This window comes from Pseudomonas sp. 30_B, assembly GCF_017491605.1.
In the GTDB taxonomy this organism is placed as follows: domain Bacteria; phylum Pseudomonadota; class Gammaproteobacteria; order Pseudomonadales; family Pseudomonadaceae; genus Pseudomonas.
Window position 1 is genome coordinate 1 of record NZ_JAFGYY010000020.1, and the last position, 25,853, is coordinate 25,853.

General features: G+C 65.9%; 23 protein-coding genes. 10 read left to right on the plus strand and 13 right to left on the minus strand.

The genetic code is table 11. The features are described from left to right. Nucleotides 1–374: 374 nt before the first annotated feature. The 6 genes from J5M67_RS20195 to J5M67_RS20220 form a co-directional block, all read right to left on the minus strand. Nucleotides 375–542: a hypothetical protein gene (locus J5M67_RS20195; RefSeq protein WP_178119515.1), complete on the minus strand. Its 168-nt coding sequence runs from the start codon at nt 540–542 to the stop codon at nt 375–377. Nucleotides 543–672: 130 nt separating this feature from the next. Continuing rightward, nucleotides 673–888, minus strand: coding sequence for a hypothetical protein (locus J5M67_RS20200; RefSeq protein WP_207887102.1), 216 nt, complete (start codon nt 886–888; stop codon nt 673–675). Between the two features lie 231 nt (nt 889–1,119). Further along, entirely contained in the window at nt 1,120–2,517 is a 1,398-nt protein-coding gene (locus J5M67_RS20205) for an efflux transporter outer membrane subunit (RefSeq protein ID WP_207887103.1), read from the minus strand. Next, a complete protein-coding gene (locus J5M67_RS20210; protein ID WP_207887104.1) occupies nt 2,514–5,711 on the minus strand; it encodes an efflux RND transporter permease subunit in 3,198 nt (1,065 codons plus the stop codon). The genes J5M67_RS20205 and J5M67_RS20210 overlap by 4 nt, the downstream gene beginning before the upstream one ends. 108 nt (nt 5,712–5,819) lie before the next feature. Then, nucleotides 5,820–7,055 (minus strand): multidrug efflux RND transporter periplasmic adaptor subunit MexE, encoded by a 1,236-nt coding sequence (gene mexE, locus J5M67_RS20215; protein WP_207887105.1) that lies wholly within the window; start codon nt 7,053–7,055, stop codon nt 5,820–5,822. 261 nt (nt 7,056–7,316) lie between these two features. Next, nucleotides 7,317–8,231 (minus strand): LysR family transcriptional regulator, encoded by a 915-nt coding sequence (locus J5M67_RS20220; protein ID WP_243434774.1) that lies wholly within the window; start codon nt 8,229–8,231, stop codon nt 7,317–7,319. Between the two features lie 314 nt (nt 8,232–8,545). Between J5M67_RS20220 and J5M67_RS20225 the strand changes: the two genes are divergently transcribed. After that, complete coding sequence (locus tag J5M67_RS20225) at nt 8,546–9,565, plus strand: zinc-dependent alcohol dehydrogenase family protein (RefSeq protein ID WP_207887106.1); 1,020 nt, start codon at nt 8,546–8,548, stop codon at nt 9,563–9,565. Between the two features lie 675 nt (nt 9,566–10,240). Here J5M67_RS20225 and J5M67_RS20230 read toward each other — a convergent pair. Next, nucleotides 10,241–10,588, minus strand: a complete 348-nt coding sequence (locus J5M67_RS20230; RefSeq protein WP_207887107.1) for a GFA family protein — start codon at nt 10,586–10,588, stop codon at nt 10,241–10,243. A 101-nt stretch (nt 10,589–10,689) separates the two neighbouring features. Here J5M67_RS20230 and J5M67_RS20235 point away from each other — a divergent pair, with 101 nt between their 5' ends. Both J5M67_RS20235 and J5M67_RS20240 read left to right on the plus strand, forming a co-directional pair. Further along, the gene (locus tag J5M67_RS20235) at nt 10,690–10,968 is read left to right on the plus strand and encodes a hypothetical protein (protein WP_207887108.1); all 279 of its coding nucleotides are present in this window, start codon (nt 10,690–10,692) and stop codon (nt 10,966–10,968) included. Between the two features lie 85 nt (nt 10,969–11,053). Then, on the plus strand, nt 11,054–11,662 hold the full coding sequence (locus J5M67_RS20240; protein ID WP_207887109.1) for a flavin reductase family protein: 609 nt from the start codon (nt 11,054–11,056) through the stop codon (nt 11,660–11,662). A gap of 10 nt (nt 11,663–11,672) precedes the next feature. Here the strand turns inward: J5M67_RS20240 and J5M67_RS20245 are convergent, their stop codons facing one another. Further along, complete coding sequence (locus tag J5M67_RS20245) at nt 11,673–12,047, minus strand: hypothetical protein (protein ID WP_207887110.1); 375 nt, start codon at nt 12,045–12,047, stop codon at nt 11,673–11,675. A gap of 267 nt (nt 12,048–12,314) precedes the next feature. Here J5M67_RS20245 and J5M67_RS20250 point away from each other — a divergent pair, with 267 nt between their 5' ends. Continuing rightward, on the plus strand, nt 12,315–14,270 hold the full coding sequence (locus J5M67_RS20250) for a methyl-accepting chemotaxis protein (RefSeq protein ID WP_207887111.1): 1,956 nt from the start codon (nt 12,315–12,317) through the stop codon (nt 14,268–14,270). Here the strand turns inward: J5M67_RS20250 and J5M67_RS20255 are convergent. Continuing rightward, entirely contained in the window at nt 14,238–15,989 is a 1,752-nt protein-coding gene (locus tag J5M67_RS20255) for a SulP family inorganic anion transporter (RefSeq protein WP_207887112.1), read from the minus strand. The genes J5M67_RS20250 and J5M67_RS20255 overlap by 33 nt on opposite strands. A 271-nt stretch (nt 15,990–16,260) precedes the next feature. Beyond that, a complete protein-coding gene (locus J5M67_RS20260; RefSeq protein ID WP_207887113.1) occupies nt 16,261–17,265 on the minus strand; it encodes an NADP-dependent oxidoreductase in 1,005 nt (334 codons plus the stop codon). A 227-nt stretch (nt 17,266–17,492) separates the two neighbouring features. On the opposite strand from J5M67_RS20260, the gene J5M67_RS20265 reads away from it, so the two are divergent. The 3 genes from J5M67_RS20265 (at nt 17,493) to J5M67_RS20275 (ending at nt 20,589) form a co-directional block, all read left to right on the plus strand. Then, entirely contained in the window at nt 17,493–18,254 is a 762-nt protein-coding gene (locus tag J5M67_RS20265) for an SDR family oxidoreductase (protein ID WP_207887114.1), read from the plus strand. 305 nt (nt 18,255–18,559) lie between these two features. Continuing rightward, on the plus strand, nt 18,560–19,450 hold the full coding sequence (locus tag J5M67_RS20270) for a bile acid:sodium symporter family protein (RefSeq protein WP_207887115.1): 891 nt from the start codon (nt 18,560–18,562) through the stop codon (nt 19,448–19,450). Between the two features lie 839 nt (nt 19,451–20,289). Continuing rightward, the gene (locus J5M67_RS20275) at nt 20,290–20,589 is read left to right on the plus strand and encodes a LasR-specific antiactivator QslA (protein ID WP_207887116.1); all 300 of its coding nucleotides are present in this window, start codon (nt 20,290–20,292) and stop codon (nt 20,587–20,589) included. A 305-nt stretch (nt 20,590–20,894) separates the two neighbouring features. Here the strand turns inward: J5M67_RS20275 and J5M67_RS20280 are convergent, their stop codons facing one another. Beyond that, nucleotides 20,895–22,094: a benzoate/H(+) symporter BenE family transporter gene (locus J5M67_RS20280; protein ID WP_207887117.1), complete on the minus strand. Its 1,200-nt coding sequence runs from the start codon at nt 22,092–22,094 to the stop codon at nt 20,895–20,897. A gap of 13 nt (nt 22,095–22,107) precedes the next feature. Beyond that, a complete protein-coding gene (locus J5M67_RS20285; RefSeq protein ID WP_207887118.1) occupies nt 22,108–22,710 on the minus strand; it encodes a LysE family translocator in 603 nt (200 codons plus the stop codon). Between the two features lie 173 nt (nt 22,711–22,883). On the opposite strand from J5M67_RS20285, the gene J5M67_RS20290 reads away from it, so the two are divergent. Further along, the gene (locus J5M67_RS20290) at nt 22,884–23,525 is read left to right on the plus strand and encodes a hypothetical protein (protein WP_207887119.1); all 642 of its coding nucleotides are present in this window, start codon (nt 22,884–22,886) and stop codon (nt 23,523–23,525) included. Here J5M67_RS20290 and J5M67_RS20295 read toward each other — a convergent pair. Then, on the minus strand, nt 23,522–23,965 hold the full coding sequence (locus J5M67_RS20295) for a MarR family winged helix-turn-helix transcriptional regulator (protein ID WP_207887120.1): 444 nt from the start codon (nt 23,963–23,965) through the stop codon (nt 23,522–23,524). The genes J5M67_RS20290 and J5M67_RS20295 overlap by 4 nt on opposite strands. Nucleotides 23,966–24,047: 82 nt before the next feature. On the opposite strand from J5M67_RS20295, the gene J5M67_RS20300 reads away from it, so the two are divergent. Together J5M67_RS20300 and J5M67_RS20305 are read left to right on the plus strand one after the other, a co-directional pair. Then, nucleotides 24,048–25,214: a PLP-dependent aminotransferase family protein gene (locus tag J5M67_RS20300; protein ID WP_207887121.1), complete on the plus strand. Its 1,167-nt coding sequence runs from the start codon at nt 24,048–24,050 to the stop codon at nt 25,212–25,214. Nucleotides 25,215–25,223: 9 nt separating this feature from the next. After that, nucleotides 25,224–25,826 (plus strand): glutathione S-transferase family protein, encoded by a 603-nt coding sequence (locus J5M67_RS20305; protein WP_207887122.1) that lies wholly within the window; start codon nt 25,224–25,226, stop codon nt 25,824–25,826. Nucleotides 25,827–25,853 lie beyond the last annotated feature (27 nt).

Consider the following 25,853-nt stretch of genomic DNA (forward strand, 5'->3'; position numbering starts at 1 on the left):
CACTCCGAGCGCCCCTTCAGGAGGCCGAGTGGAATCGGAGTTTCAGGGGTTGAGCGGCATGGATGCCGCGAGAGCCGCGATGGGCCAGGGATGGCCCTTCGCGGCGGGCCCCTGAAACTTCGATGGAAGGAGGGAACCCCGGCGAAGCCGGACCCGGATGTCGGGACGAGACTTTTGCCTACTTTGCGTCGTTTGGCAAAGTAGGTCGCCCGAGGGGGCGAAACAAAATCTCTCAGCACACGCCGAAGCGGCGCATATACACCCAAACACCACAACGGCGAATAACGCCAGAGGCGTTATTCGCCGTACAAAAAGCATCGCGGACGGAGTCCGCTCCTACGGTGGGGAGCAGGGCCCAAGTCCGCGGCCTCAAGCTACACCGAGGTAGCGAGATAGATCCGGTAGGTGATGACCGACAGCATGCTCAGCACGCCGATCCACATCAGCAGTACGCCAACGCCCCGTTCGCGGATGGTGAAGCCGATCCCCAGCATGAACATGCCAAAGACGATGATGGCGATGGTGACGAGGATGGAGTCCATGGCGTGTCCTTGTCGCAGTATTCCGATAGATGAAGTCTAGGCCAGCAGACACTCGAATTTGCGTGATCCGTAATGGCCGGGCGGGCGGATGATAGCTGCCTGGCGGCGAATGCCCAAGCCGCAATGCCGTTCATGCCGGCTTGGCGCTCCTGCCGACCAGCCGGTAGGCCTTGAGCGTCAGGTGCAGGCCGCAGGTGCGTCGTTCCAGATAGCCCAGGTGGATGAGCAGGTCACTCAGGCCGGGATGGATCGCTGCGCCACGGCGTACGCCGACAAGCACCTTGCGCAGCTCGGCGTCTGAGTGGGAGGACGAGCTTCCTCTGCCGCCTCTTCGTTCGTGGCTCATGGGGCCTGTCCCTGTTTCCATTTCCAATAGTCTGCGGCCAAGGGCAGCTCGGTGCATTTCCTATTGCTATCGGAAAATACTGATCAGCACATCAGCATCTGACAGATTCCAGAACCCCATCATGTTCTGTTTGTGGGAGCGGCGCGGAGCGCCCATAAAAAAGCCCCACGGTCAGGAGCGCAGACCGCAGGGCAGGAAGGGTCGAGGTCGACTCGACCAGGAGAGGAAGGATCAGGCCGAAGGCTGCCAGCCGCCGCCCAGGGCCTTGTAGATGGCGACGATGCCGCGATAGACATCCACTTCCGCCAGCGCCTGGGCATCTTCGGCGGCCAGCTGCTCGCGCTCGGCGTCCAGCAGGTTGAGGAAGTCCACGGTGCCTTCGCGGTACTGCTGGCCGGCCTGCTGCGCCGCGTTGCGGCTGGCCTCGGACTGGCGCACCAGCGAGACCAGGCGCTGCTGGCGCTTGCCGTAGTCGCTGAAGGCGTTGGACGACTCTTCCAGGGCCAGCAGGACCTGCTGCTCATAGGTTGCCAGCGCGCCGTCGGCGTCGGCCTTGGAGGCGCGCAGGCGGGCGCGCACGCTGCCCAGGTCGAAGGCTGCCCAGGTGATGCTCGGCGCGACGCTCCAGGCATTGGCGGCGGACGAGCCGATCTGCGAACCACGGCCGGCGGTGAAGCCCAGGAAACCGCCAAGGCTGACTTTCGGGAACAGGTCGGCGGTGGCCACGCCCACGTCCGCGGTGGCGGAGGCCAGGCGGCGCTCGGCGGCGGCAACGTCCGGCCGACGGCGCAGCAACTCACCCGGATCGCCGATCGGCAGGGCCTTGGCGATGGCCGGCAGCTGCTTGGGCGACAGGTCCACGGTCAGCGCGTCCGGGCGCTGGCCGAGGAGGGTGGCGATGCGGTTCTTCTGCCTGACTTCTTCGGCCTGCAACTGCGGCACGCTGGCTTCGGTGGCGGCCAGGCGCGCTTCGGCGCGCTGCACGTCCAGCTCGTTGCCAACGCCCGCGTCGCGCAACTGGATGGTCAGGTCGCGGGATTCGCGCTGGTTCTCCAGGTTGCTTCGGGCGATGCCTTCGCGCAGCTGCGCACCACGCAGCTGGCCGTAGGCGTCGGCCAGCTCGGCGATCAGGCTGACCTGCAATTGCTGCAGGTCGGCCACGGTCGCCTCGCTCAAGGCATCGGTGGATTCCAGCTCGCGGCGCACGCGGCCGAACAGGTCGACTTCCCAGATCATGTCCAGGCCCAGGTCGTAACGCTCCTGGTTGACCCGGTCATCGGTCTGCCCGGGAATCTGGCCCTTGCCGATCTGCGCCGAGGCGCTGCTGGTGACGGTGGGAAAACGGTCGTTGGCCACGTCGTCACGGATCGCCCGCGAGGCCAGCACGCGGGCATAGGCCACGCGCAGCTCGCGGTTTTCCTTCAGCGCCTGGTCGACCAGCTGGCTCAGCACCGGGTCGTCGAACTGTTTCCACCAGGCGTCTTCGTAACGCGTGCGGTCGTAGTCCTTCACCTGGGCGTTGCTGTCCAGTCGAGCCGGCGCGGTGTCCGGCTTCTGGTAGTCGGGGCCGACCATGCAGGCGCTGAGGGCCAGCGCGAGCAGGGCGGGGGCAAAGAGTTTCACGTTCATGCTGTGTGGCCCTCGCTATTGGCCAGGTGGCTCAGACGCTGTTGTTTCTTCGCTTCGCGGGCTTCCATGAAGCGGCGGATCAGCACATAGAAGACCGGGGTCAGCAGCAGGCCGAAGAAGGTCACGCCGAGCATCCCGGAGAACACCGCGACACCCATGGCATGGCGCATTTCGGCGCCGGCGCCGGACGACAGCACCAGCGGCACCACGCCCATGATGAAGGCGATGGAGGTCATCAGGATCGGCCGCAGACGCAGGCGGCAGGCTTCCAGTACCGCGCTCAGGCGGTCCATGCCTTCGTCCTGTTTGTCCTTGGCGAACTCGACGATCAGGATCGCGTTCTTGCACGCCAGACCCACCAGTACGATCAGGCCGATCTGGGTGAAGATGTTGTTGTCACCACCGGACAGGATCACCCCGGTGATGGCCGACAGCAGGGTCATCGGCACGATCAGGATCACCGCCAGCGGCAGGCCCCAGCTCTCGTACAGCGCGGCCAGCACCAGGAAGGCGAGGAGCACGCAGAGCGGGAAGACGAACACCGCGGTGTTGCCGGCGAGGATCTGCTGGTAGGTCAGGTCGGTCCACTCGTAGGTCATGCCATTGGGCAGTTCCTGTTTCAGCAGCTTCTCGATCGCCGCCTCCGCCTGGCCGGAGCTGTAGCCCGGTGCGGCGGCGCCGTTGATCTCGGCGGTGATGAAGCCGTTGTAGTGCATCACCCGGTCGGGGCCGGCGGTGTCGCTGATCTTGATGAAGGTGGCCAGCGGGACCATCTCGCCCTGGTTGTTGCGCACCTTCAGCTGGCCGATCTGCTCGGGCTCCAGGCGGAATTTCTGGTCAGCCTGGACGTTGACCTGGTAGGTGCGGCCGAAGCGGTTGAAGTCGTTGGTGTACAGCGAACCCAGGTAGACCTGCAGGGTGTCGAAGATGTCGCTGATCGCCACGCCGTGGGTCTTGGCCTTCTCGCGGTCGATGGCGGCATCCACCTGCGGCACGTTCACCTGGTAGCTGGTGAACACCGACATCGGGTTCAGTTCCGGCAGCGCGCGGGCCTTGTTGAGAATGTTCTGGGTCTGGTTGTAGAGCTCCTCGTAACCCAGGTTGCCACGGTCCTCCACCTGCAGGCGGAAGCCGCCGATGGTGCCCAGCCCCTGTACCGGCGGCGGCGGGAAGATGGCGATGTAGGCGTCCTGGATGTCGGCGAACTGCTTGTTCAGCTCGGCGGCGATCTCATTGGCGGACATACCCGGACCCTTGCGCTGGTCGAAATCCTTCAGCGGGGTGAAGACGATGCCGCTGTTGGGGCTGTTGGTGAAGCCGTTGATCGACAGGCCCGGGAAAGACACGGTGTGCTCGATGCCCGGGTGCTTGTTGGCGATGTCGGACATGCGCTTGATCACCGCTTCGGTGCGGTCCAGCGTGGCCGCGTCGGGCAACTGGGCGAAGGCCACCAGGTACTGCTTGTCCTGTTGCGGCACGAAGCCGCTCGGGGTGCTGGAGAAGCCCAGGTAGGTCAGGCCGATCAGCCCCGCGTAGAGGATCAGCGCAATGGAGCTGCCACGCAGCACGCGGGTGACGGTGCCGACGTAGCCGTGGCTGGCGCGGTCGAAGAAGCGGTTGAACGGACGGAACAGCCAGCTGCCCAGCAGGGTGTCGAGCAGCACCGAGAAGCGGTCCTTCGGTTCGTGGTGTCCCTTGAGCAGCACGGCGGCCAGCGCCGGGGACAGGGTCAGCGAGTTGAACGCGGAGATCACCGTGGAAATGGCGATGGTCAGCGCGAACTGCCGGTAGAACTGCCCGGTAAGGCCGGAGATGAAGGCGGTCGGCACGAACACGGCGCACAGCACCAGGGCGGTGGCGATGATCGGCCCGGTCACCTCGCGCATGGCGCGCTTGGTGGCCTCGATGGGCGTGAGCCCCAGCCCGATGTTCCGCTCGACGTTCTCCACCACCACGATGGCGTCGTCCACCACGATGCCGATGGCCAGCACCAGGCCGAACAGCGACAGCGCGTTGAGCGAGAAACCGAAGAAGTGCATCACCGCGAAGGTGCCGATCAGCGACACCGGCACGGCGGCCAGCGGAATGATCGAGGCGCGCCAGGTCTGCAGGAACAGCACGACCACCAGCACCACCAGGATCAGGGCTTCGAACAGGGTGTGCACCACCGCTTCGATGGAGCCGCGGACGAAGATGGTCGGGTCATAGACGATGGAGTAGTCCACGCCCTGGGGGAAGTTCTTCTTCAGCTCGGCCATCTTCTCGCGCACCTCGTTGGAGATGGCGATGGCGTTGGAGCCGGGACGCTGGAAGATCGGGATGGCGACCGCCGGCTGGTTGTCCAGCAGCGAGCGCAGGGCGTACTGGCTGGAGCCGAGCTCGACGCGGGCGATGTCCTTCAGGCGGGTGATCTCGCCGTCCGGGCCGCTGCGGATGATGATGTTCTCGAACTCTTCCTCGCTGACCAGGCGACCCTGGGTATTGATCGACAGCTGGAAGCTGGTGGCATTCGGCGCGGGCGGCGCGCCGAGGGAGCCGGCGGCGACCTGGCGGTTCTGCTCGCGGATGGCGGTGACCACGTCGCTGGCGGTCAGGTTGCGCGAGGCGATCTTGTTCGGATCGAGCCACACGCGCAGGGAGTAGTCGCCCATGCCGAACAGCTGCACGTCGCCCACGCCGTCCAGGCGCGCCAGCTCGTCCTTGATGTTGAGGATGGCGTAGTTGGACAGGTAGAGCATGTCGTAGCGGTTATCCGGCGAGGTCAGGTGCACGACCATGGTCAGGTCGGGCGAGGCCTTGTCGACGGTGATGCCGATGCGGGTGACTTCCTCCGGCAGCTTGGGCTCGGTGCGGGTCACGCGGTTCTGCACCTGCACCTGCGCGTTGTCCAGGTCGGTGCCCAGGGCGAAGGTGATGGTCAGGGTCATCTTGCCGTCGGCGGTGGACTGCGAGGACATGTAGAGCATGTTCTCGACGCCGGTGATGGCTTGCTCCAGCGGCGCTGCGACGGTCTCGCCGATCACCTTGGGGTTGGCGCCGGGGAAGTTGGCGCGCACCACCACGGTGGGCGGCACTACTTCGGGGTATTCGCTGATCGGCAGCTGGAACAGCGAGATGGCCCCGCCGATCAGGATGATCAGCGAAAGCACGGCGGCGAAGATTGGCCGCTGGATGAAGAATTGCGAAAAGTTCATGGCTGGTTCCTGTCGCGAACGCATCGTTCGCCAAACCCGGGACAAAGGTCACCCAAGGCCCTGGTGGGACAGGGCCTGGAACATCGATTCAGAAATTACGGGTTGGGGTCAGCCACGCGGTGCGCTCGGCTTGGCGGATTTCTCGGCGACCTTCGGCGCCTCGCTCTGGGCCAGGGCCTGGCGCTGGTGGGCGAGGGTGGCGAGGGTGGCCTGGCTGGCCATCTCGACACTCTGGGCATCCACCTGGGCGCCGGGGCGGACCCGCTGCAGGCCGTTGACCACGATGCGGTCACCCTTGGCCAGGCCATTGCGGACGATGCGCAGGCCTTCCAGCTTCGGACCCAGCTCGATGCTGCGGTATTGCACCTTGCTGTCCTTGTCCATCACCAGCACGAACTTCTTGCCCAGGTCAGTCCCGACCGCCTCGTCCTTGATCAGCGCGGCGGGGTAGGTGCCGCTGCCGACCAGCTTGATGCGGGCATACAGACCGGGGGTGAACTGATTGCCGTCGTTGTCGAACACGGCGCGGCCGCGGATGGTGCCGGTCTTGGGGTTCACCTGGTTGTCGAGGAAGTCCAGCTTGCCTTCATGGGGGAAGCCGTCCTCGCCGGTCAGGCCCAGGTACACCGGGCTGCTGCCACGGGCGTCGGGGCCGCCCTTGCGGGCCAGGTCCATGTATTTCAGGTAGACGCGCTCGTCGGCGTCGAAGTAGGCGTAGACCTTGTCGGTGGAGACCAGGGTGGTGAGCAGGGTCTGGCCGCTGTTCACCAGGTTGCCGGCGGTCACTTCGGCGCGGGAAACGCGGCCGTCGATGGGCGCGGTGATCTGGGTGAACGACAGGTTCAGGCGGGCGTTGTCCAGTTCCGCCTGGGTCGCCGCGACCACGGCTTTCGCCTCGGTGGCGGCGGCGCTGCGGGCGTCGGCCAACTCGGCTGAGATTGCGTTGGTGGCGCGCAGGCGCTCGCCACGGGCGGCTTCGTTGACGGTGCGGGTCTGGTTGGCGCGGGCCTGTTGCAGCTGCGCTTCCAGGCGATGCACCTCGGCCTCGAAGGGGCGCGGGTCGATCTGGAACAGCAGGTCGCCTTTCTTCACCAGCGTGCCTTCGCGGAAGGCCACGCGGTCGATGTAGCCGGAGACGCGCGGACGCAGTTCGACGGACTCCGGAGCCTCCAGGCGGCCGGTGAATTCATCCCATTCGTTGATTGGCTGTTCGATGACTTCGGCCACGCTGACCTTGGGTGCGGGCATGTTCTGCGCCGCATCCTGGCCTTTGCCGCAGGCGCTGAGCACCAGCGCGGCGGCGAGCGCCAACGGGACACGCAAGGCTTTGAGATTTCGCTCCATGGAAAAGACTCCACCGTTCTAATTGGTTTTGGGACTTCTGATGGAGCGGAGTCTGCGTTCGGGGGCGTCTGGGAACTAATCGAACGAGCGAATTTTGATTATCACGTGGAGTGATAAATGCCTTTGCACTATGCGCACGAATAGATAGAAGAAGCGGGCACGGGATTTGCCCGGAGGGATCGCGGCTTCCGTTGTAGGAGCGGGCCATGCCCGCGATCGCGCGCATGGCGCGCTCCTACAGGTCGAATCTGAAGTCGCCGGTCAGAGACTGTCCGGATCACCCACGAACATGGTGATGCGCGAGCGCAGCCAGCGTTCGGCCGGGTCGTTGTCCTGGGCGCCGCGCCAGACCATCGACAGGTCGGCCAGGCGGGTGGGGAAGGGCGGTTCGTCCGCGCGCAGGCCGCCGCTGGCGGTCAGCGCCGCCGCCACGTACTCGGGCACCGTGGCGAGGATGTCGGTACCGGCCAGCAACTGCGCGAGGCCGACAAACTGCGGCACCGCCAGCACCACCTGGCGCTTGCGGTCCATCTCGGCCAGGGTCTGGTCGACGAAGCCGTCCAGGTCGCCGGCATAGGACACCAGCGCGTGCGGGCGCGCGCAATAATCGTCGAGGGTCAGGACGCCGGGGATCGAGTCGGCGCGCAGGACCCTCCAGGTGCTGCGGCGCAGGGTCTTGCGCTTGGCGTTGGCCGGCAGCTCGTCGGTGTAGCTCACGCCCACGGAAATTTCCCCGGAGGCCAGAAGTTGCGGCATCAGCAGGTAGTTGGCGCGGCGCACCACCAGGGTGATGCCCGGCGCCTCGGAGCGCAGGCGGCGCAGCAGCGGCGGCAGCAGGCCGAACTCCACGTCATCGGACAGGCCGATACGGAACACCGCCTTGCTGGTGGCCGGATCGAAGTCGGCGGCGCGACTCAGGGCGGTGGAGATGGAGTCCAGCGCCGGGGAGAGGTGGCCGAAGATTTCCTGCGCCCGCGCGGTGGGTTCCATGCTGCGTCCGGTGCGGACGAACAGCGGATCGTCGAACAGACTGCGCAGGCGCGCCAGGGCCGCGCTGATCGCCGGCTGGCCGAGGAACAGCTTCTCGGCGGCGCGAGTCACGCTGCGTTCGTGCATCAGCGTCTCGAAAACGATCAACAGGTTGAGGTCAACCTTGCGGAGGTCGTTGCGATTCATGAAGGCTCCCTGGCAATGGCTGAAAAGTGAAGCCCGACGCGGCCTGCGTCAAGTCTGACAGATAAGTCCTTGATCAATTTCCACTTTTTTACCGAGAATCGTACACCGCTCCGGTACTCCCGATCGAGCCGCAACAATGCCCGGCGTGTCCAGGCAAACACCCGTCGCAGAGCCTCCGGGCCGCGGTGGGCCTGCGTTGGCGCCGGTGCCGAATCATCGCTGTTTATGTCCATTATCAACGGTGAACGGTGGTATCGCCCCCAAAGCCCGGATAGAGTCCGTGGCTATAGAGACATTAAAAGGCGAGGTATGTGATGTCCCGCATGATCCGTTTCCACCAGTTCGGTGACGCCTCGGTCCTGAAGATCGAGGAAATGCCGACCCCGCAACCGGGGCCGGGTGAAGTGCTGATTCGTACCCAGGCACTGGGCGTCAGTTGGCGCGACGTGCTCTGGCGGCAGAACCTCGCCCCGGATCAGGCCAAGCTGCCGGCGGGCATCGGTTATGAACTCTCCGGCATCGTCGAAGCCGTGGGCGAAGGGGTCGATGACCTCGAACCCGGCACCCCGGTGGCCAGCTTCCCGGCCAACTCGCCGAACCAGTACCCGGCCTGGGGCGACCATGTCGTTCTGCCGCGCACGTCGCTGACCCGCTACCCCGAGGTGCTCAGCCCGGTCGAAGCCGCCGTGCACTACACCGGCCTGCTGTATTCCTACTTCGCGCTGGTGGAACTGGCGCAGATCAAGCCCGGCCAGCGCGTGCTGATCACCGAGGCCGGTCACTGCCTGGCTCCGCAGGCCGTGCAACTGGCCAAGGCACTCGGCGCCCAGGTGATCGCCACCACCAGCCACGAGGATAGCCGTGCGTTCCTCAAGGCGCTGGGTGCGGACAAGATCATCTACACCGAGGAACAGGACCTGGTGCTGGAAGTCGAGCGCTTCACCAAGGGCGAGGGCGTCGAGATCGTCCTCGACCAGTGCGCCGGCCCGCAGATGAAGCTGCTGGGTGATGTGGCCGCGCCGCGCGGCAAGCTGATCCTCTACGGCATCAACGGCGGCAACGACGCAGCCTTCCCGGCCTGTGCGGCGTTCAAGAAGCACCTGCAGTTCTACCGTCACTGTGTGTTGGACTTCACCGGGCAACCGGAGATCGGCCTGACCCGCAACGACGAAGCCGTGCAACGGGCGCTGACCGCGATCAACCAGATGACCGCAGACCAGCTGCTCAAGCCGAGCATCGACCGGGTGTTCGACTTCGCCCAGTACCGCGATGCCAACTACTACATGGAAACCTGCCCGGGCGGCGGCCGTGTGGTGATCAAGATGCCGGAGTGATCCGTCATCGCTGAGGTGAAAAAGCCACTCTTCGGAGTGGCTTTTTTGTGGCTGATGTCTCGGCCTGAGGGCCGACGGGCTGGCGCCCGTGATCGCGGATAAGATCCGCTCCTACGAGAGCCGCCTCGGTGCTAACCGGTAAACCGTAGGAGCGGACTCCGTCCGCGATGCTCTTTCTTTCCGTAGGGCGCATAACGCCTCAAGCGTTATCCGCCATCTTGTTGTTCGGTGTTTCTGCGCCGCTTCTGCGTGTTCGGATGTCTTCTGTTTCGCCCCCTCGGGCGAGTTACTTTCTCAAACGACAGAAAGTAACCAAAGGTCTTTGCCCCATCATCCGGGTCCCGCTTCGCGGGACTGATTCGCTTCGCTCACCCTTCGGGCCAGCCTTCGGCTGTTACTACGCTTCGCTTCGTTTCCCTCGCTCCATCGAAGTTTCAGGGGCACGCGTCGACGGGCCATCCATGGCCCAACGACGCTCTCGCGGCATCCATGCCGCTCAACCCCTGAAACTCCGATTCCACTCGGCCTCCTGAAGGGGCGTTCCGGCGCGTGCGGACATTTCTCTGGAAGTCTTCAAGAGCAAAACAAATGCAGGGGCCCGAGCTGGCTCTGCTCTCGCAGGAGCGGAGCTTCTCCGCGATAAGCGCCTGCAAGGCGCTCCTCATGTCCTGCCCGCTACACACTCCTGCCATCGTATTCCCGAACCTTCAGCCCACTCACATCCACGTCCGGCAGGCACCGCACATTGATCGCGGCAATCGGAGTACCGTCGGGCATCGCCCCATACGCCAGCGGCGCGCAGCCGCAGGTGGGGCAGAAGTGGTGCTGGATGCGGTGGGTGTTGAAGGTATAGGTGCTCATGGCGCTTTCCGGCGTGGTCAGGCGCAGCTTGTCCCGCGGCACGAACCACAGCAGCGAGCCCCGCCGGCTGCAGATCGAACAGTTGCACTGGGTGACTTCGCCGATCTCGCCTTCGACGTCGAAGGCGATGCCGCCGCAGTGGCAGCTTCCGTGATACAGCATGATCATGCTCCTCGTGGAATGGACGAACAGGCAGTGTAGTCCGGCGCGAGCGGCCGGGGCCGTCTAAGCTGGAAGGCGCCTGCACAACCAAGGAGGTCGTCATGAAGGCTCTGTACGCTGTACTCGCCGCCAGCCTGCTGCTGGTCGGCTGCTCGGGCACCACGGTCAATCGCGAAAGCTGCGCCACCGAACTGAACGCGGCCTGGAAGGAGTTGGACCTGGCCAAGGCCGAGGGCTTTGCCGGCACCGTGAGTTACTCCAAGGCGTTCACCCTGATCACCGCCGCCAAGACCGAGCAACAGGTCGAGTCCTACGGTGGCTGCCTCGACAAGGCCAGCAAGGCGCGTTACTACATCAAGGAATCTCGCGCCGGACGTTAGTGTCGGGTGCCTGGAGGCCCTGGCACGGGCATAATCGCCGGGCGGACGGACGCATCGATCCGCCCGGCAGTCAGGGGAACCTTGCATGCAACTCGACTTCACCACCCTCGCGCCCGCCGACGCCTACCGTTGGCTGGCTTCCACCGTCACTCCGCGTCCGATCGCCTGGGTTTCCACATTGTCCGCCGAGGGCAAGAGCAACCTCGCGCCGTTCAGTTTCTTCCAGGTCATCAGCGACGAGCCGCCGACCCTGATGGTCAACACCAGCGTGCGTGACGACGGCAGCGTGAAGGACACCCTGCGCAACGTTCGTGAAACCGGCGAACTGGTCATCCACCTGGTCAGTGCCGCCCAGGCCGAGGCGATGAACGCCACTGCCGCGTGGCTGCCCCACGGTGTCAGCGAGATCGAGCACGCCGGCATTGCCACGCTGCCCAGCGAGCGCGTGAAAGCGCCGCGCGTGGCCGCAGCGCCAGTGGCCTTCGAGTGCCAACTGGCCGAGATCATTCCCTATCCGGCGGACAACCCCAGCGCCTACCTGATCTTCGCCCGCGTGCTGCTGGCGCATGTCGACGACGGCGTGATGCGCGACGAGCGCCATGTCGATCCGGCGAAGCTGGACCTGGTGGGGCGTCTGGGCGGAGCCCAGTACAGCTACACCCGCGACACCTTCAGCATGGCTCGCCCCAAGTAGTCCCTTTCCGTCAGACGAACTCCAGCGCAAGGCCGAGGTGCCAGCGGTTGCCGCTGAACCTCGCCGCGTCCAGCCGTTCGCCCAGGGCGAACAGTTCCTGCAGCAGGGCAGGGCGGTTGGCGAACGCCAGCGCCCGGTCCTGGATCAGCCCGAGCAGGGACTGAACCAGACGCCAACCGCTGTCGGCGTCGAACCAGCAGTCGAGCAGCTCACCCTTGTCGTCATCGCAGTCGAACGGACAGAGGAAGTGCGCAATCGGCGGCATCATCCGTTGTTTCAGCAAGGGGTCGATCCGTTGCTGTTCGCGGTACAGCTCCGGCAGTTGCAGCTCGGCGGCGAATCCGGCAAGCGGACGCTGCAGGATGAGTCGATAGCAGGCCCTCATTCGCACACCCCGTTTCAAGTCAGAGGTGTGGGAATTTGCCCCTGGGCCCCAGTGCGACGCTGTCAGCGTCGTCTGCAGGTTGTGTCTGAAATCTCCTGTCAGTGTTCTGGATACGACCTGCACGTATCTTTCCGCAGCATCACGGTGCCATCACCGCCCCGGACTCTATCCAGCATCCGACGGCGCTCCTAATGTTCCTCGAAAAAACGACGACAACGAACAGGAGACCTTCGCATCGAAGGATCACCTGCACGCGGGGGAGATGCCATGGTTGCGTTCGTGCAACGACGTCTGGCCGACATGGGAACGGCGAAGAAACTGGCCATCGGATTCGGCCTGGTGCTGTTGTTGACGGCGCTGGTGGCGGCGATCGGCGTCGCTTCGCTGCGTTCGATTTCGCAGCGCTTCGAACTGCTCAACGACCTGTCGGCGATCAACCGCTCGGTACTGGAGATGCGCCTGCGCGAAAAGGACTTCGTGCTCGATGGCGACCCCAAGGCCGCGGAGGACCTGCGCAAGCATGCCGCGCAACTGGGCGAGCGAGTGGCACGGCTCAAGGCGCTGCCCGAACAGGCGGCGACCATGACCCAGGTGGAGCAGGGCATCGCCGACTACCTGGCCGCCTTCGACCGCTTCGAGCAGTCCAGCAAGAGCCGGCGCCTGTCGCTGGACGCCGCGAGCTGGTCGGTGAGCGGCGCATCCAACAGCCTGGACATCCTGCAATCGAGCCTCGCCGACGACGGCGCGTACGAGCTGAAGGAGTCCCAGGGGCAGAAGGGCGAGGAGCTGTTGCAGCAGGCCGGGCAGGTCAGCCAGCTGTCCCGCCTGGTACTGCAGGGGCTCAACGAAGCCCGCTCGCGCCTGGAAGCCGGTGGCGAGGAGAAGCCCGCCGACGGCCGTATCAAGTCCGCCGCCGAGGCGCTGGAGCTGTCCAGCAAACTGCAGGCGAGCATCACCGATCCGACCTATGTCTCGGTGCTCAAGGACGTGGTCACCAATATCAACGCCTTCGTCGAGAAGCTCGACGAATACACCGCCGCCCTGCAGCAGGAAAAACAGGTACACGCGCAGATGCGCGAACGCTCGGAGCAGATCATGCAGCGGGTGGATGACGCCTACGCCGCGCAGCAATCGGCCATGCTCGCCGGGCTGCGCACCAACGCCGGGCTGATCCTCGGTTCGGCGGCGCTGGCGCTGCTGGTGGGGGCGCTGGCGGCGCTGCTGATCACCTGGATGATCGTGCGACCGTTGCGCCAGGTGATAGCCATGGCCAGCCGCATCGCCGAGGGCGACCTGAGCGCCAGCATCGAGGTGCGGCGCAAGGACGAAGTGGGACAACTGATGCTGGCCGTGGCGAGCATGGCCGACAGCCTGCGCGGCATCGTCAGCCGTCTGCGCGATGGCGTCGGGCAGATCACCGCGTCGGCGCAGGCACTGTCCGGCGTCACCGAACGCACCCAGCTCGGGGTGAACACGCAGAAGGCCGAGACCGACCAGGTGGCCACCGCGATGAACCAGATGGCCGCCACCGTGCACGACGTGGCGCGCAATGCCGAAGAGGCCGCCAGCTCCGCCGAGCAGGCCGACGGCAAGGTGGCCAGCGGGCAGGAGGTGGTACGCCAGACCCTCGGCCGCATCGAGCAACTGGCCGAGGCGGTGCGTACCGCCACCCAGAGCATCGAGCAGCTCGGCCGCGAGAGCCAGAGCATCGGCAGCGTGCTCGACGTGATCAAGAGTGTCGCCGAGCAGACCAACCTGCTGGCCCTCAACGCTGCCATCGAGGCGGCGCGGGCAGGGGAGCAGGGGCGCGGTTTCGCCGTGGTCGCCGATGAAGTGCGCGCCCTGGCGCGGCGTACCCAGCAGTCCACGTCCGAGATCGAAAGCCTGATCACGTCCCTGCAGAGCGACGCCGCCACCTCGGTGCAGCGCATGCAGCGCAGCCACGCGCTGGTGGAAATGACCGTGGGCGATGCGGTGCAGACCGAGGCGGCGCTGGGCACCATCGCCTCGGCCGTGGCGGTGATCCACCAGATGAACCAGCAGATCGCCGCTGCGTCCGAACAGCAGAGCGCGGTGGCCGAGGAGATCAGCCGCAGCGTCACCAGCATCCGCGGCATCGCCGACGAATCGGCTCAGGCCATGGAGTCCACCGCGTCCTCCAGCGTCGAGCTGGCGCAGCTCAGCCGCGAGCTACAGGGCCTGGTCGGGCAGTTCCGGCTGTGATGCCTCGGCCGCCGCCCGCTCGGCGGCGGCCTGCTCGCGCTTGCGCTGCTGGTGCCAGCGCCGGTAGGCCTTGACGCCCGCCCGCACCGAGCTGAACACCAGCGGCGGCTTCACCTCGCCCAAGGCGCCGGAGCGCTTGAGCATCGCTAGGGTTTCGCCGGTGACCCGCGCCAGGGACAGGTGCACGCCCTGGGCGTCGAGCGTCTGCTGCACTTCGCGCAGCGTCGTCAGGCCGCTGATGTCCAGGTTGAGAATGCCCTCGGCATTGAGCAGCACCGCGCGCGGGTGCGTGGACTGGGCGACGACTTCGAGGAGGCGCTGCTTGAAGTAGTCGGCATTGAAGAACAGCAGCGGCGCATCGAAGCGATAGATCACCAGACCCGGCAGGGTGTGCGCATTGGGGTACTGCTCCAGCTCCACCTGGCCGTCGATGCCGTGCACCCAGCCCAGCACCGCGTCGTGCGGGCGGTAGGTGAGGTAGAGCAGGCGCAGCAGGGCGAGCATGATGGCGACGAAGATGCCCGGCAGCACGCCGACGCTCAGTACGCCCACGGTGGTCAGTACGCAGAGAGCGAATTCGAACCGGCTCAGGTTCCAGAAGCCGCGCAGGGCCGTGAAGTCGATCAGCCCCCAGCCGGCCATCAGCAGCACCGCGCCCAGCGCCGGCACCGGCACCCAGCCCAGCGGCTTGCTGAACAGCAGCAGGATCACGCCGATCACTAGGGCGGCAACTACCCCGACCATCTGGCTCTTGCCGCCGACCATGTCGTTCACCGCGGTGCGCGAGTCGGCGCCGCTGATCACGAAGCCCTGGGAAATCCCGGCGCCGATATTGGCCATGCCCAGCGCCATGAACTCGTGGTTGGCGTCGACGCTGTAGCCGTGGCGGGCGGCGAAGCTGCGGGCGGTGAGCATGGCGCTGCAGAAACTGATGATGGTAATGCCCATGGCATCGCGGAACAGGCTGCCCATCTCCTCGATGGTGGTGTGCGGCAGGCTCAGCGTGGGCAGGCCCTGGGGCACTTCGCCGAGCAGCTTGATGCCGTACTGGTCGAGCCCCAGCAGCGCCGCCGCCAGGGTGGCGAACAGCACGCCGACCAGGGCGCCGGGGATCTTCGGGTAGAAGCGCGGCAGGACGATCATCAGCAGCAGCGTGGCGCTGCCCAGCGCCAGTGTCGGCAGGTGGGTGGACTCCAGGTTGCGCAGCAGGGCGATCAGGCCCCGCAGAAAGCCGCTGGTCTCGCTGTGGTAGCCCAGCAGCTTGCCGAGTTGTCCGGCGATCAGGCTCAGGCCGATGCCGTTGAGATAACCCACCAGGGTTGGCCGCGAAAGGAAGCTGGCGACGAAGCCGGCACGGGCGAAACCGGCGGCGATGGACAGCGCGCCGACCATCACCGCGACGATCATCGACAACTGCAGCAGGCGTTGCGGGTCGCCGGCCGCCAGCGGGGTGATCGCGGCGGCCACCATGGCGGCGGTGGCGGCGTCCGGGCCGACCATCAGCTGCCGCGAGCTGCCCACCAGGGCGTAGATCAGCATTGGCAGGATGCAGGCGTAGAGCCCGACCTGGGCGGGGAAGCCGATGATCTGCGCGTAGGCGATGGCGGTGGGGATCTGCACCGCGGCGACCGAGAGGCCGGCCTGGACATCGCGGGTCAGCCAGTCACGGCGGTAGTGCAACAGGCTGTTCAGACCGGGCAGCCATTGGGCGAGGGGCATCGGTGAATCTTCCTTGGGTGCGACCAAGGAGCAATCTTAGATGCAATGGGGACGCCAGGCTTGTCGAAAATCAGTGAGATAGAGGGATCGGGCGTGTCGCAGGGCGTACAACCGTTCGCGGTTGTACGCCGACATGCCGGGCCTCGGCACCGGCTTCGCGATCGAATCCGGAGCGCCGTGAAACCAAGGTGAATCGGCGTATAACGGCGAACGTTATACGCCCTACGCCCCTGGTATCGCGGTGTCGGATTGATGGTTCGCGATCAGCCTGTCAGACCTTCAGCACCAGCTTGCCGAAGTTCTCCCCGCTGAACAGCTTCGCCAGGGTCTCGGGGAAGGTTTCCAGTCCTTCGACGATGTCTTCCCTGGACTTCAGCTTGCCCTCGGCGATCCACCCGGCCATGTCCTTGAAGCCTTCCGGGAAGCGACTGGCGTAGTCCATCACCACCATGCCTTCCATGCGCGCGCGGTTGACCAGCAGCGACAGGTAGTTGGCCGGGCCACGCACCGCTTCCTTGTTGTTGTACTGGCTGATCGCGCCGCAGATCACCACCCGCGCCTTGGGCGCCAGGCGGGCCAGCACGGCGTCGAGGATGTCGCCGCCGACGTTGTCGAAGAACACGTTCACGCCTTTCGGGCACTCGCGCTTGAGCCCGGCGTTGACGTCCTCGGCCTTGTAGTCGATGGCGCCGTCGAAGCCCAGTTCGTCCACCAGGTAGCGGCACTTGTCCGCGCCACCGGCGATGCCGACCACGCGGCAGCCTTTGATCTTCGCGATCTGTCCGACCACGCTGCCCACCGCGCCGGCAGCGCCGGAGACCACCACGGTGTCACCGGCCTGCGGCAGGCCGACGTCGAGGAAGCCGAAGTAGGCGGTCATGCCGGTCATGCCCAGCGCCGAGAGGTACAGCGGCAGCGGCGCGCGCTGGCTGTCGACCTTGTAGAAGCCCTTGGGCTCGCCGAGGAAGTAATCCTGCACGCCGAGGGCGCCGTTCACTTCGTCGCCAACCTTGAAGTCCGGGTGCTGCGAGGCGATCACCTTGCCCACGCCCAGGGCCCGCATCACATCGCCGATGGCCACCGGGGCGATGTAGGACTTGGCGTCGTTCATCCAGCCGCGCATGGCCGGGTCCAGCGACAGGTACTGGTTCTGCACCAGGATCTGCCCCGGGCCGGGCTCGCCGACCGGGGTTTCCACGTAGGCGAAGGTGTCGCGGGTGGCGGCGCCGACCGGGCGCTGGGCGAGCTGGAACTGGCGGTTGATCTGGGCGGTCATGGCAGTGAACTCATGAAGGGGAAAGTCTTAGGTGATAGTCCGCGGGGCGGGTGGCGGCAAGTTTCGTCCGCCGGGGGAATACCCATCCATCGGTGACAGTGATCCTCGCTCGTAGCAACCATCATCGCGATGGATGCAATGACGTCGTCCCGCCTGATAGTGCTTCGCCTCTGCGGGCGGCTGACTAGACTGCGACGGTTCTCCCCATTTCGCATCGAGGTTCGCTCATGAGTCAGCTGCTTTCCGGCCAGGTCGCCCTGGTCACCGGCGCCGGCAACGGCATTGGCCGTGCCACCGCCCAGGCATTCGCCCAGGAGGGCGTGAAGGTCGTGGTTTCCGACGTCGACGCCAAGGGCGGTGAGGCCACCGTCGAGCTGATCCGCGCGGCGGGCGGCGAAGCCACCTTCATCCGCTGCGACGTGACCCGAGATGCCGAGGTCAAGGCACTGGTCGAGGGCACCGTGGCTGCCTACGGGCGCCTGGACTACGCCTTCAACAACGCCGGCATCGAGATCGAGAAGGGCCGGCTGGCCGAGGGCGAGGAAAGCGAGTTTGACGCCATCATGGGCGTCAACGTGAAGGGCGTCTGGCTGTGCATGAAGCACCAGATTCCGGTGATGCTTGCCCAGGGCGGAGGCGCCATCGTCAACACCGCCTCGGTGGCCGGCCTCGGTGCCGCGCCGAAGATGAGCATCTACGCCGCCTCCAAGCACGCGGTGATCGGTCTGACCAAGTCCGCCGCCATTGAGTATGCGAAGAAGAAGGTGCGCATCAATGCCGTATGCCCGGCGGTGATCGACACCGACATGTTCCGCCGCGCCTACGAGGCCGATCCGAAGAAGGCCGAGTTCGCCGCTGCCATGCACCCGGTGGGCCGGGTTGGCCGTGTCGAGGAGATCGCCTCCGCCGTGCTCTACCTGTGCAGCGACAACGCGGGCTTCACCACCGGTATCGCGCTGCCGGTGGATGGCGGGGCGACGGCGATCTGATGCCGGCGGCGTCTTGGCGTAGGGCGTACAACCGTTCGCGGTTGTACGCCGATTCACCGCAGGCTCGCCGGTCGAGCCTGGCGTGCGAGGAGACCACGCTGAAACGGCGTATAACGCGGAGCGTTATGCGCCCTACACTCGGGCAGCATCCGCCGCGCCCAGCAAACGCCACGACCTGCTTCCGCCCCGTTCGTCACAAATCTCCGCATTCTGTTACAGGAAGAAATGGTTACACCCCTCAAGGTCGGCTAAAAACGCAGTAACGGCCGAAGGAATCGGCCGACATCAGTTGGAGAATAACGACAATGACCGACACCCCCTTGCTGACCCTCTTCTTGCCCATTTCCCTGGGCATCATCATGCTCGGTCTCGGTCTGTCCCTGACCATCGCCGACTTCGTTCGCGTCGTGCGCTATCCCAAACCGGTCGTCATCGGGCTGGTCTGCCAGATCATCCTGCTGCCGCTGGCCTGCTTCCTCATCACCCTGGGCTTCGCCCTGGAGGCCGCGCTGGCCGTGGGCATGATGCTGCTTGCCGCGGCGCCCGGCGGCACCACCGCCAACCTCTACAGCCACCTGGCCCACGGCGACGTGGCGCTGAACATCACGCTGACCGCGGTGAACTCGGTGATCGCCATCCTCACCATGCCGCTGATCGTCAACCTGTCGCTGCTGTACTTCATGAATGACGGCCAGACCATCCCACTGCAGTTCGGCAAGGTGGTGCAGGTGTTCATCATCGTCCTCGGCCCGGTGGCCATCGGCATGCTCATTCGCCGCCAGCTGCCGCGCGTGGCGGCGGCGCTGCAGAAGCCGGTGAAGATACTGTCCGCGCTGTTGCTGCTGCTGATCATCGTCCTGGCGGTGGCCAAGGACTGGCAGACCTTCGTCACCTATGCGCCCATCGTCGGTGCGGCGGCACTGTGCTTCAACCTGCTCAGCCTCGCCGTCGGCTACTGGGTGCCGCGCCTGCTCAAGCTGCCCAAGCCGCAGGCGGTGGCCATCGGCATGGAGATCGGCATCCACAACGGCACCCTGGCCATCGCCCTGGCGCTCAGCCCCATGCTGCTGAACAACAAGACCATGGCGATCCCGGCGGCGATCTACGGCGTGCTGATGTTCTTCACCGCCGCGGCCTTCGGCTGGTGGGTGAGCCGTGGCGTGGTCACGACTGTGCCGGAAGAGGCGACGGCCTGAGGCCAGGAGTTACCTGTAGGACGGGCGGGGCGCCTGGCCCATGCCCGCGATCGCGCCCATGGGGCGCTCCTGCAGATGGGCCCTGTGCTTCGGTGTTTTCCTGTGAGTGCGGATTCCTCCGCGCCGGACTTCGCGGACAGGGTCCGCTCCTACGACATGCCAGGAAGCGGTGCTTTACCTGTAGGAGCGGACCTTGTCCGCGAATGGCGCCGGCAAGGCGCCTGCGCTACCCATGCTTTGGGTGTCCGGGATCGATGGGTATCGCTGCCACCCATCCTACGCAAATGCGACAAGGTACTCGGGAAGCGTCCTGCACAAGCATCGGAAGAGCCTGTAGCATCGCGCATTGCTGCGCCTGCAAGGCCGCCGGTAAGGTTTCCGGGTCGCGACGGTTGTCGTGACCTGGGCGTGGAAACCCGGTGATGTTTACACAGGCGCGGTAGCACCATGGCAACGTAGGGGGCGACTCATATGCCCACTGCATGCAGTCTATGGTGGGCCGTGCAAGGCGGGCTTCGGCCCGGCCGGGTCTGTGTAACCGGTATTTCCACCCTTGCACGGTTCCGCCTCTCTTCCGTGGAAAGAAGAGTGTGCGGAGTGCTCGACCACAACACAGGTGCAAAATGAACAGGCATTACCCCGCTTTTACCCCCGGGCTCCGCCCGCGAACCTCCCTCGACATCCTTCTACTCGGCAGTCCTGCTCGCCGGCCCCCAGCGGCGCTCGCGCCCGCCTGAGGCATGCGGCAGATCGCCGGGCGCCGTTTGCCCGGCGATCGTTTGGCATTCCGGTCATTCAGTGGCCGCGCCGGTCGGGCGTGGCAGACAAGGAGTCCGTCAATGGATCGTAATTTACCCGAAACTTCCCAGGCCTTCTGGGCCAACGTGCCGTCCGCTGACGGCCAGCCCGGCGTGAGCCTGGACTGGCCGGAAGACTGCCAGGGCGCCATGGACGACGCCGTTCAGCGTGTCGAACGCTGGTTCTGCGAACACCATAAGTCCAGCCTGTGGATCGCTCTGTTCATCGGACGCGACAAGCAGGAGGGAGGCTGCCAGCGGATTGCCTATGAAACGGCCTTCCTCTGGCGGTTGCAGCAGCGCTTGATGGCCAGCACTGCCGGAGTCGCCCCGGAGGCTTGAGCGCAGGCCTGTGGCTTCAGCGCTGCTGGCTTATCGCGGATGGAGTCCGCTCCCACGGGGCGAGTCGTACGGGGCAATGGAGTCGCAGCGCAGTGCGGTGTATCTGCGTACGACCGCCCCACGTTGCCGATCCATGTCCGCGAAGGCTCCCCGTTGCACCCGCGTTGCAGGATAAACACCTGTAGGAGCGAGGGGGACGCCATCGTTCTTGCTCGCGAACCCGCCCAACTCCAGAGTCGCCGGGAGGCTCTGTTCGCGAGCAAGCTCGCTCCTACGAAGAGCACGCCGCCGGGCGACGCGCCCGGTCAGGGCGCGCGGCGCCAGTTCAGCACCAGTTGGGTCAGCAGCCCCGCAACCAGCCCCCAGAAGGCCGAACCGACTGAGAACAGGGTGAAGCCCGAGGCGGTGACCAGGAAGGTGACCATCGCCGCTTCGCGCTGGCGCGCGTCGGCCATGGCATTGGTCAGGCCGTTGGTGATCGATCCGAGCAGGGCCAGTGCCGCGATGGACAGCACCAGCGCCTTGGGCAACGCGGTGAACAGCGCCGCCAGGGTAGCGCCGAAGATGCCGGCGACGCCGTAGAACAGCCCGCACCAGAGCGCGGCGGTATAGCGCTTGTGCGGATTCTCGTGGGCTTCCGGGCCGGTACAGATGGCCGCGCTGATGGCCGCCAGGTTGATGCCGTGGGAGCCGAAGGGGGCGAGCAGCAGCGAGGCGATGCCAGTCACCGAGATCAGCGGCGAGGCGGGCACCTGGTAGCCGTCGGCGCGCAGCACGGCCAGCCCCGGCATGTTCTGCGAGGCCATTGCCACGATGAATAGTGGGATGCCGATGCTGATGGTGGCGGCCAGCGAGAAGCTCGGCGTGGTCCATACCGGGCGGGCGATTTCCAGCTGGAAGTGGCTGAAGTCGAGCAGCCCGAGGAAGCCGGCGAGGGCGACGCCCACCAGCAGCGCGGCGAATACCGCGTAGCGTGGCGACAGGCGCTTGGCCACCAGGTAGCTGAGGAACATCGCCACCACCAGCAGGGTTTGCTGTTCGGCGGCGTGGAGGATTTCCACGCAGATGCGGAACAGCACGCCGGCCAGCAGGGCGGCGGCCAGCGAGCCGGGCACCTGGCGCATCAGGCGGTCGAAGCTGCCGGTGACACCGCACAGGGTGATCAACCCGGCGCAGACGATGAAGGCGCCGATGGCTTCGCCATAGGGCACGCCGGGCAGACTGCTGATCAGCAGCGCGGCGCCGGGGGTGGACCAGGCGATGACGATGGGCGTGCGGTAGCGCAGGGTCAGGCCGATGGTGGTCAGCGCCATGCCGATGGACAGCGCCCAGATCCACGAGGAAATCTGCGCGGTGGTCAGCCCCGCTGCCTGGCCGGCCTGGAACATCAGCACCAGCGAGCTGGTGTAGCCGGTGAGCATGGCGACGAACCCGGCGACGATGGCGGCGGGGGAGGAGTCTGCCAGCGGGCGCAGCGGCGGGGAGGCGGGAGTGGTGTCAGTCATGCACGAACTTCCATCAGGTGCGGGTGAACAGAGGGTAGAGCGAAGCGACCAGCAGGGCCGCCATGCCGACGTTGAACAGGCGAAGTCGCAGCGGGTCTTCGAGCCAGCGCCGCAGCAGGCTGCCGAGCACCGTCCAGATGCCCACGCTGGGCAGGTTGACCACAGCGAACAGGGTGGCGATCAGCACCACGTTGCCGATCCAGCTGTTGGCCGGCAGGTAGGTGGCGATGGCGCCCACGGCCATCACCCAGGCCTTGGGGTTGACCCACTGGAAGGCGGCGGCCTGGAAGAAGGTCATCGGCCTGGCGCTGTGCTCCCCCTTCGCCTCGGGCGCGCCGGAGCGGGCGATCTTCCACGCCAGGTACAGCAGATAGGCGCCGCCGGCATAGCGCAGCGCGGTATAGGTGGCCGGGAAACGCTCGAACAGCTGGTGCAGGCCCAGGCCGACGGCGACCACCAGCAGCAGGAAGCCGATGCTGATGCCGAGCATGTGCGGAATGGTGCGGCGCACGCCGAAGTTCACGCCCGAGGCCAGCAGCATCATGTTGTTGGGGCCGGGGGTGATGGAGGTGACGAAGGCGAACAGCACGAAGGCGCCGAGGAGTTCGATGGGCATGGCTCAGTACCGGTCTTGTTCTTCTGTGGGCTGACTGTGCTTGCAGACTACTGCCGGTGGTGGGGGCTGTCCCGTAACAGCCAGTGGCCGAGTGGGCCGTACAGTCGCGCTGGGCAAGCAGCGCTCCGGCGAAGTATGTTGCTTCTGCAACCTCAGCCTGGAGCCAATGTCCCTTGGACGAGAACCCTTACGCCGCGCCGAAGGTGGAGCTGGTGGACGCGCGTGCGCCGGAGCCTTTCCTGCATGGGCGCTGGAGCGCCGGCGGTTTGCGGCTGCTCGCGGGGTTGAGCCTGGCCATGCTGCTGACCGAGCTGGCCCTGCTGGGGCTGTCGGTCGTCAATCGCCTGCCGGGTGCCTCGGCCGTCGTCCAGCTGGAGGTGTGGATGAGTGTGCTGAGCGTATTGCTCGGCTGCTTCCTGACCTGGCGCTGCACCCGCTTCCTCGAGGATCGCTTCGCTGCTCGTGGCTTGCGCTGGCCAATGGCGATCTCGATCACCATGGCGGTGCTGATGCAGGTCCACAGCATGGTGTTCGACGTCGAGTTCAACGAGGTGCACAGTGCCGCGACGCTGGCGTTCCTGCTGATGTTCCTGCCCAGTGGCATCGCCCAGCTGTGGTACGGCATCCGCGTGCTGAAGATCCCGCTGCCGTATCCCACGGTGAAGGTGATGGGCTGGTTCGACGTGGTGGTCGGCGGGTGCCTGGCGACGGTCATCCTGTTCGTGCCCGGCACCCTGCTGGCGATGGCCAGCACCGTCCCGCTGGCGCTGATGTTCCTGCGGGGTGCGCGGGAGCTGGAGAGCGCGTCGGGTTAATCGTGCTCCTGCGGATGGGCGATGGCCTGGTTCACTGCCATCCAGCCTTTCACCGCATCCTCGCCGGCCTCGCTGAAGGCGCGCTGCAGCAGGCGGTCCTGTTCGCGGCGCAGGGCCTTTTCCAGTTTGCTGCCTTCGGCGGTCAGCTCCAGCAGGCGCTTGCGCTTGTCGCTGTCGGCCGCTTCGCTGCGGATCAGGCTCATTTCCAGCAGTTGCCGCAGCGGCGTGTTCAGCGCCTGCTTGGTCACGCCCAGGGCGGCCAGCAGCTGGCTGACGCTCAGGCCCGGATTGCGCGCGATGAAGAACAGGATGCGGTGGTGGACGCGGCTCAGCCCACGGCGGGCGAGCATCTCGTCGGGCTTCGCGGTGAAGGCTCGGTAGCTGTAGAAGAAGGCTTCGATGGCCTGGAGTTGAAGTTCGCTTTTTATTAGGTCAGGCATATTGACGTATCCGTCGTGGGCGTCGTAGCTTCGGTCAAGCAGTTTGACTTATTTTTCCGTGCTCCCGCTACCGGTGACCCCCATGGCCTTCTCCGAACGCATTGCCCGTCTGAAAAGCTCCCTGATCCGTGAAATCCTGGCTGCGGCGCAGCGTCCGGAAGTGATGTCCTTCGCCGGCGGCCTGCCCGCCGAGCCGATGCTGCCGAAGGTCGAATGGGCCGAGATGCCCAGGAGCATGGGCCAGTACGGCATGAGCGAGGGCGAGCCGGCTCTGCGCGAGGCGATTGCCGCCGAGGCGCGCGCCCTGGGCGTGCCCTGCGAGGCGAGCCAGGTGCTGATCGTCAGCGGTTCGCAGCAGACGCTCGACCTGGCCAGCAAGCTGTTCATCGATCCGGGCACCGAAGTGCTGCTCGAAGCGCCGACCTACCTGGCCGCGCTGCAGGCCTTCCAGCTGTTCGGTGCCAACTGCCTGACCGTGCCGCTGGGCGCCGAAGGTCCGGACGTCGTGGCCCTGCGCCAGCGCCTGGAGATCAGCAAGCCATCCTTCGCCTACCTGATCCCGACTTTCCAGAATCCGTCCGGCGTGCGCTATAGCGAGCAGCGCCGCGATGAGGTCGCCGCCCTGCTCGACGAGTTCGGCGTGACCCTGATCGAGGACGAACCCTACCGCGAGCTGGTGTTCGACGATGGCGCCGCGACCCCGCTGGTCAGTCGCCTGAAGAAGGCCAGCTGGATCTACACCGGCACCGTCTCCAAGACGCTGCTGCCGGGCCTGCGCGTCGGTTTCCTGATCGCCACCCCGGACCTGTTCCCGCACCTGCTGCGGCTGAAGCAGTCCGCCGACCTGCACACCAACCGCGTCGGCCAGTGGCAGGCGCTGCAGTGGTTCGGCACTGAGGCCTACCGTGGCCACCTGGCCGAGCTGCGCGACTTCTACCGCATCCGCCGCGACGCCATGCAGGCGCTGCTGGAAGAGCATTTCGCCGGGCTGGCCGAGTGGAACGTGCCGCAGGGCGGCCTGTTCTTCTGGCTGAAGCTCAAGCAGCCGCTGGATACCCGCACGCTGCTCGACGCGGCCCTGGCGCAGAACGTAGCCTTCATGCCCGGCGAACCTTTCTTCACTCAGCCGGATGCCAACCCCGGTTACCTGCGGCTGAACTTCAGCCACGTGGCGCCGGAGCGCGCGGGCGAGGGCCTGCGCCGCCTGGCCGCGGTGATCCGCGACGCGCAAGCGGCCAAGGCCAACTAAGGAGCGAGCATGTATACCGTCTACGGCGATCGACTCTCCGGCAACTGCTACAAGGTCAAGCTGGCCCTGCACCTGCTCGGCCTGCCTTACCAGTGGCGCGACATCGATATCCTCAAGGGCGAGACCCAGACCCCCGAATTCCTGGCGAAGAACCCCAACGGCAAGGTGCCGGTGCTGGAGCTGGAAGACGGCACCTGCCTGTGGGAGTCCAACGCCATCCTCAACTTCCTCGCCGACGGCAGCGAGCTGCTGCCCAGCGAGCCGCGCCTGCGCACCCAGGTGCTGCAATGGCAGTTCTTCGAGCAGTACAGCCACGAGCCGTACGTGGCGGTGGCGCGCTTCATCGAGTTCTACCTGGGCCTGCCCGAGGAGCGCCGCGAGGAGTACGTCGCGTGCCACAAGGGCGGCTACAAGGCGCTGAAGGTGATGGAGAAGCAATTGGAGCAGACGCCGTACCTGGTGGGCGACAGCTACTCCATTGCCGACATCACCCTGTACGCCTACACCCACGTGGCGCACCAGGGCGGTTTCGATCTGTCGGACTTCCCGGCGATCAACGCATGGCTGGCGCGGGTGGCCGACCATCCCCGGCATGTGACCATGCAGGGCTGAGCGTCCCGCTCCTGAAAACGCCGCTTC

What these genes read in the sequence shown, in the direction of transcription:
- J5M67_RS20195 (WP_178119515.1), bottom strand. Translation starts at nt 542, where the DNA reads ATGGACTCCATCCTCGTCACCATCGCCATCATCGTCTTTGGCATGTTC.
- J5M67_RS20200 (WP_207887102.1), bottom strand. Translation starts at nt 888, where the DNA reads ATGAGCCACGAACGAAGAGGCGGCAGAGGAAGCTCGTCCTCCCACTCA.
- J5M67_RS20205 (WP_207887103.1), bottom strand. Translation starts at nt 2,517, where the DNA reads ATGAACGTGAAACTCTTTGCCCCCGCCCTGCTCGCGCTGGCCCTCAGC.
- J5M67_RS20210 (WP_207887104.1), bottom strand. Translation starts at nt 5,711, where the DNA reads ATGAACTTTTCGCAATTCTTCATCCAGCGGCCAATCTTCGCCGCCGTG.
- mexE (WP_207887105.1), bottom strand. Translation starts at nt 7,055, where the DNA reads ATGGAGCGAAATCTCAAAGCCTTGCGTGTCCCGTTGGCGCTCGCCGCC.
- J5M67_RS20220 (WP_243434774.1), bottom strand. Translation starts at nt 8,231, where the DNA reads ATGAATCGCAACGACCTCCGCAAGGTTGACCTCAACCTGTTGATCGTT.
- J5M67_RS20225 (WP_207887106.1), top strand. Translation starts at nt 8,546, where the DNA reads ATGTCCCGCATGATCCGTTTCCACCAGTTCGGTGACGCCTCGGTCCTG.
- J5M67_RS20230 (WP_207887107.1), bottom strand. Translation starts at nt 10,588, where the DNA reads ATGCTGTATCACGGAAGCTGCCACTGCGGCGGCATCGCCTTCGACGTC.
- J5M67_RS20235 (WP_207887108.1), top strand. Translation starts at nt 10,690, where the DNA reads ATGAAGGCTCTGTACGCTGTACTCGCCGCCAGCCTGCTGCTGGTCGGC.
- J5M67_RS20240 (WP_207887109.1), top strand. Translation starts at nt 11,054, where the DNA reads ATGCAACTCGACTTCACCACCCTCGCGCCCGCCGACGCCTACCGTTGG.
- J5M67_RS20245 (WP_207887110.1), bottom strand. Translation starts at nt 12,047, where the DNA reads ATGAGGGCCTGCTATCGACTCATCCTGCAGCGTCCGCTTGCCGGATTC.
- J5M67_RS20250 (WP_207887111.1), top strand. Translation starts at nt 12,315, where the DNA reads ATGGTTGCGTTCGTGCAACGACGTCTGGCCGACATGGGAACGGCGAAG.
- J5M67_RS20255 (WP_207887112.1), bottom strand. Translation starts at nt 15,989, where the DNA reads ATGCCCCTCGCCCAATGGCTGCCCGGTCTGAACAGCCTGTTGCACTAC.
- J5M67_RS20260 (WP_207887113.1), bottom strand. Translation starts at nt 17,265, where the DNA reads ATGACCGCCCAGATCAACCGCCAGTTCCAGCTCGCCCAGCGCCCGGTC.
- J5M67_RS20265 (WP_207887114.1), top strand. Translation starts at nt 17,493, where the DNA reads ATGAGTCAGCTGCTTTCCGGCCAGGTCGCCCTGGTCACCGGCGCCGGC.
- J5M67_RS20270 (WP_207887115.1), top strand. Translation starts at nt 18,560, where the DNA reads ATGACCGACACCCCCTTGCTGACCCTCTTCTTGCCCATTTCCCTGGGC.
- J5M67_RS20275 (WP_207887116.1), top strand. Translation starts at nt 20,290, where the DNA reads ATGGATCGTAATTTACCCGAAACTTCCCAGGCCTTCTGGGCCAACGTG.
- J5M67_RS20280 (WP_207887117.1), bottom strand. Translation starts at nt 22,094, where the DNA reads ATGACTGACACCACTCCCGCCTCCCCGCCGCTGCGCCCGCTGGCAGAC.
- J5M67_RS20285 (WP_207887118.1), bottom strand. Translation starts at nt 22,710, where the DNA reads ATGCCCATCGAACTCCTCGGCGCCTTCGTGCTGTTCGCCTTCGTCACC.
- J5M67_RS20295 (WP_207887120.1), bottom strand. Translation starts at nt 23,965, where the DNA reads ATGCCTGACCTAATAAAAAGCGAACTTCAACTCCAGGCCATCGAAGCC.
- J5M67_RS20300 (WP_207887121.1), top strand. Translation starts at nt 24,048, where the DNA reads ATGGCCTTCTCCGAACGCATTGCCCGTCTGAAAAGCTCCCTGATCCGT.
- J5M67_RS20305 (WP_207887122.1), top strand. Translation starts at nt 25,224, where the DNA reads ATGTATACCGTCTACGGCGATCGACTCTCCGGCAACTGCTACAAGGTC.